General features: G+C 58.0%; 4 protein-coding genes. 3 read left to right on the forward strand and 1 reads right to left on the reverse strand.

Annotated features, from left to right (window positions below):
* Nucleotides 1-1333: DNA recombination protein RmuC (locus AC4FIC_RS14665; RefSeq protein ID WP_476195183.1), on the forward strand; the 1333-nt coding region annotated here is incomplete at its 5' end.
* A gap of 11 nt (nucleotides 1334-1344) precedes the next feature.
* On the opposite strand, the gene AC4FIC_RS14670 is transcribed toward AC4FIC_RS14665, so the two are convergent.
* Nucleotides 1345-1599, reverse strand: a complete 255-nt coding sequence (locus AC4FIC_RS14670) for a DUF4404 family protein (protein WP_100255804.1) — start codon at nucleotides 1597-1599, stop codon at nucleotides 1345-1347.
* 223 nt (nucleotides 1600-1822) lie between these two features.
* On the opposite strand from AC4FIC_RS14670, the gene AC4FIC_RS14675 reads away from it, so the two are divergent.
* Nucleotides 1823-3208 (forward strand): TldD/PmbA family protein, encoded by a 1386-nt coding sequence (locus AC4FIC_RS14675; RefSeq protein ID WP_100255805.1) that lies wholly within the window; start codon nucleotides 1823-1825, stop codon nucleotides 3206-3208.
* Nucleotides 3208-4139, forward strand: a 932-nt coding sequence (locus tag AC4FIC_RS14680; RefSeq protein WP_476195184.1) for a TldD/PmbA family protein, incomplete at its 3' end; no start/stop codon positions are given. The genes AC4FIC_RS14675 and AC4FIC_RS14680, both read left to right, overlap by 1 nt.

Genomic DNA, 4139 nt, shown 5'->3' on the forward strand with positions numbered 1-4139 from the left:
AGAGCGCTTACGTCTGGCGCAAAACCAGGTCGACTCGCTGTTGCAGAGTTTGGGCGAAAGCCGGGTGCAGGCGGCCGGATACCGAGGTCAGCTGCAGCAGGTTGAGCGCTTACAGGAGCAGCTGCGAGAACGCAGTGAACAGTTGGATGAGCAGCGCGAGCGTTTGAGTCATGTGCAGAGCCAGCTAACCGATATTCACGCCCGAGCCGATAGCGCGGCGCAGCATCATAGCGCTCAATTGGCCCTGCTGAACGATAATAAGAACCAACTCAAGCAGGAGTTTTCAGTGCTCGCCAATGAGTTGTTCGAGGCAAAAAATCAGAAGTTTAACGAACAATCGCAGCAGTCGATGTCGGCCTTGCTCGACCCGTTCCAGAAACAGATCGACCAGTTTCGCCAACGTGTCGACACGATCCACAGTCAGGACATCGAGGGCCGCAGTCAATTAGCGAGTCAGTTGACGATGTTGCGCGAGATGAATAACCAGCTCAATCAACAGGCCCATGATTTAACCAAGGCACTTAAGGGCGATAAAAAGCTTCAGGGCAACTGGGGTGAATTGCAGGTTGAGCGAATTCTGGAAACATCAGGCCTCTACAAGGGCCGGGAATACGAGCGCGAGGCCAGCTTCAAGGATGCCGACGGGCAGAATAAACGACCCGACTTTATTATTAAGCTGCCCGATAACAAACATATTATTATTGACAGCAAGGTCAGTCTTAACGCCTACCAACGAGCCGTAGCGGCTGAAGACGAGGCCACGCGCGAGGCCGCGATTCGCGATCATGTGGCCGCGACGCGGAGCCATATTCGCAGTCTGAGCGGTAAGAATTATCCGGGTCTGGATGGCCTCAATGCGCCTGATTTCGTATTGATGTTTATGCCCGTCGAGAGCGCCTTCGTGGCCGCCTTCGAAGCCGACCCTCAGCTGTTTAATGATGCCTTTGAACGTCATATAGTCATAGTCACCCCGACCACCCTATTGGCAACCTTGCGTACGGTCGCCAACCTGTGGGCATTGGAGCGTCAAAATCTCAATGCCAAGGAATTGTTTAAGTTGGCCGGTAAGATTCACGATAAGCTCAGTGTCTTTGGTGGCAAGATGGACAAGCTCGGCAGTCAACTCGATACCGCGGGTAAAACCTGGCACGAAGCCATCGGCAGCATCCGCGACGGGCGAGGTTCCATGGTCAGCTATGTGCGCCGCCTGCAAGAGTTGGGCGCACCGACCAGTCGGCCCTTGCCGGCCTCGCTCGCCGACCGCGATGCCCTCGATGACGCATCAGAGGACGCGACCGATGCGCCAGATGAGTCCGGCGAACGCGGCGACTAAGCCCGCCTAGGCTAGATGCCGATGGCGGCTAGGGTCTCGAGAATGTTTTTCGCCACGGCCGCGCTCTTGGGATGATCCGACTCCAGATCTTCAATCAGTGTTTGCACCGATTGGCGCAGACTCTGATCGACCGGATCGGGTTCATCGACGGCATGAATATGATACTGAATGTGATCCATGAGCATTTTTTGCTGTGCACTGGCCTCACCTTCGGGTAAATGATCGCGTAGGCGTTGGAACAGACTTTTTAATTCTTGTTTTGGCATAACGAAGTGTCCTTGTCTGAGTCTCCCTTTAATATAGCAAAGATTGGCTCAAACACTATTCCATATATGGCTTTGTTGCCTCGAGCCAGAGCGATCTGATCGCCCAATGTCAGCAGCCCATTGAGGTAAATGTTTGTACAATGGGCTATTAAGGACCCATTTGCCTTTGCTAAGGTACGGCTTCCGTCGCCCCGTTGCCACGCTATTTTGTCCAGGAGAGCCCATGTTAAACCCCGCTATTGCCCAGACCGTTATCGACCATGCCTTGAGCCTGGGCGCGGACTTTGTCGAGTTGTATGTCGAACGCCAATTGCGGTCGACCCTCAATACCCTCAGTGACCGCGTCGACTCGGTCCAATCGGGGGTTGAATTTGGCATTGGCCTGCGCATGGTGTTTGGTCACAAGGTTCTGTATGGCTATACCAATAAGGTCGGCGCCGATGAATTACGGCGCATCGCCTCGGAACTGGCGGCCAAGGACCGGCGCGATCCGGTGACTCACGCGAGCGCCTTTAATTTTATTGCCTCAGACGACCAGCACCCGGCCGAGAAAAGGCTGTCCCAAGACGCCCAATTGGACGCCAAGATAGCCTATCTGCTGACGGCCAGCCGCGCCGCCTTTGCCGGTGGCGCGGCGATTCATCAGACCAAGGGCGCTTGCCTGCAGCGCGAACAGGCGGTGGAAATCTTCAACAGCGAAGGACTGCACGCGCACGATACCCGGCACTATGTGCGCACCTCGCTAACCGCTATTGCCAGCGCTGGCAGCGATCAGGCGGTCGGCAGCGATAACTTTGGCGGTCTGCTCGGTTGGGAAGTGGCCGATCAGCACAACGCCACGGCACTCGGCGCTCAGGCCGCACGCCAAGCCCTGGTCAATCTCTCCGCCCGGCCCTGTCCCAGCGGCACCATGCCGGTGGTGATGGGCAATGGCTTTGGCGGCGTGATCTTCCATGAAGCCTGCGGCCATCTGTTGGAAACCACCTCGGTGGCCAAGCAGGCCTCGGTGTTTCACGATCAGATGGGTCAGCAGATCGCCCATACCAAGGTCAGCGCGGTCGACGATGGCACACTGAAAAACGCCTGGGGCTCGCTCAATATAGACGATGAAGGCATGCCGACCCAACGCACCCAGCTGATTCAAGACGGTCGCCTGACCAGCTTTTTGGTCGATCGGCTCGGCAGTGCCAAGACCGGCTATGCCCGAACCGGCTCGGGTCGGCGTGAATCCTATCGCTATGCGCCGGCATCGCGCATGCGCAATACCTTTATCGAACCGGGACAAGACAGTGTCGAGGCGATGATCGCCTCGATCGATCGTGGTATCTATGCCTCCCATATGGGCGGCGGTTCGGTGCAGCCGGGCACCGGTGAGTTTAACTTTTCAGTGCAAGAAGGCTATTACGTGGAAAAGGGCAAGATCCTCTACCCGATCAAGGGCGCGACCCTGATCTCAACCGGCCCCAAGGTGCTGCGCGAAATTTCCATGGTTGGCGACAACTTCAGTCTGGCCTGCGGCATGTGCGGCTCGGTCAGTGGTGCCATCCCGACCACGGTCGGTCAACCGGCCCTCAAGGTCGATGCCATCCTAGTCGGAGGGAACGCCTGATGACCCAGCATAGCCAGGACAGCCACAAAACAGCGCAACAACTTGCCGATAAGATCTTTGCCCGGGTACAACAGGCCGGCGCCGAGGCTGATTTGATCATCAACGAGGGCAGCTCATTGAGCCTGAAAGCCCAGGGTGGCCAGCTCGATGAACAGGTCGTCGCCTCGACCTTTATCGTCGGCCTGCGCGTGGTGCTCGGTGACCAGGTCGGCGCCGCGTCGAGCGAGGCCAGCGATCCCGACGCGCTCAATTTCATGGTCGATCAGGCTCTGGCCAACGCCCGGCACAGTGCCGCCCGGCCGAGCGAACGAATCAGCTCGCAGAGCGGCGCTCTAACGGCCGACGGGGCCGACCTGGACCCCGATGACGATGCCACGGTGGACGAGAAGATCGACTTTATTATCGATCTTGAGCGCCAATTGAGCGCGCGGCCGCAGATCCGCAACGTGCCTTACAATGCCTTAGTCGACGCGCGACAGCGCCAACAAATCTTGACGACCGGTGGCCGCCATGCCGACCAACGCAGCCGCCAGGTGGTCGCCTACGTCTATCCCCTGGCCGAGCAGGGTGAACGCACCGCCATGGCCTCGAGCGTGGCCTATAGCCGTTTGTTTCGCGACTTGGATGGTACTCGTCTGAGCGATCGCGCCTATGCCGACACCCTTGCCTTGTTGGCCGGCGAAGCGCTTAAGTCTGGGCGTTACGATGTGATCTTCAGTGCCAATGTGCAGCCCCAACTGTTCGGCGCGTTCAGTCTGATGTGGTCGGCCAAGGCCGCGCAAGACAAGGTTAACCCGTTGCGCGACAGGCTCGGCACGCAAATAATGGATGCTCGCCTCAATCTAGTTGATGAGCCGCTCAACCGGCTCGGCCTGGGTTATCGGCTGTTCGATGACGAGGGCTCGGCCACGGCCGCGGTGACGCTGGTCAA

The sequence above is a fragment of the Reinekea sp. genome (assembly GCF_982785585.1).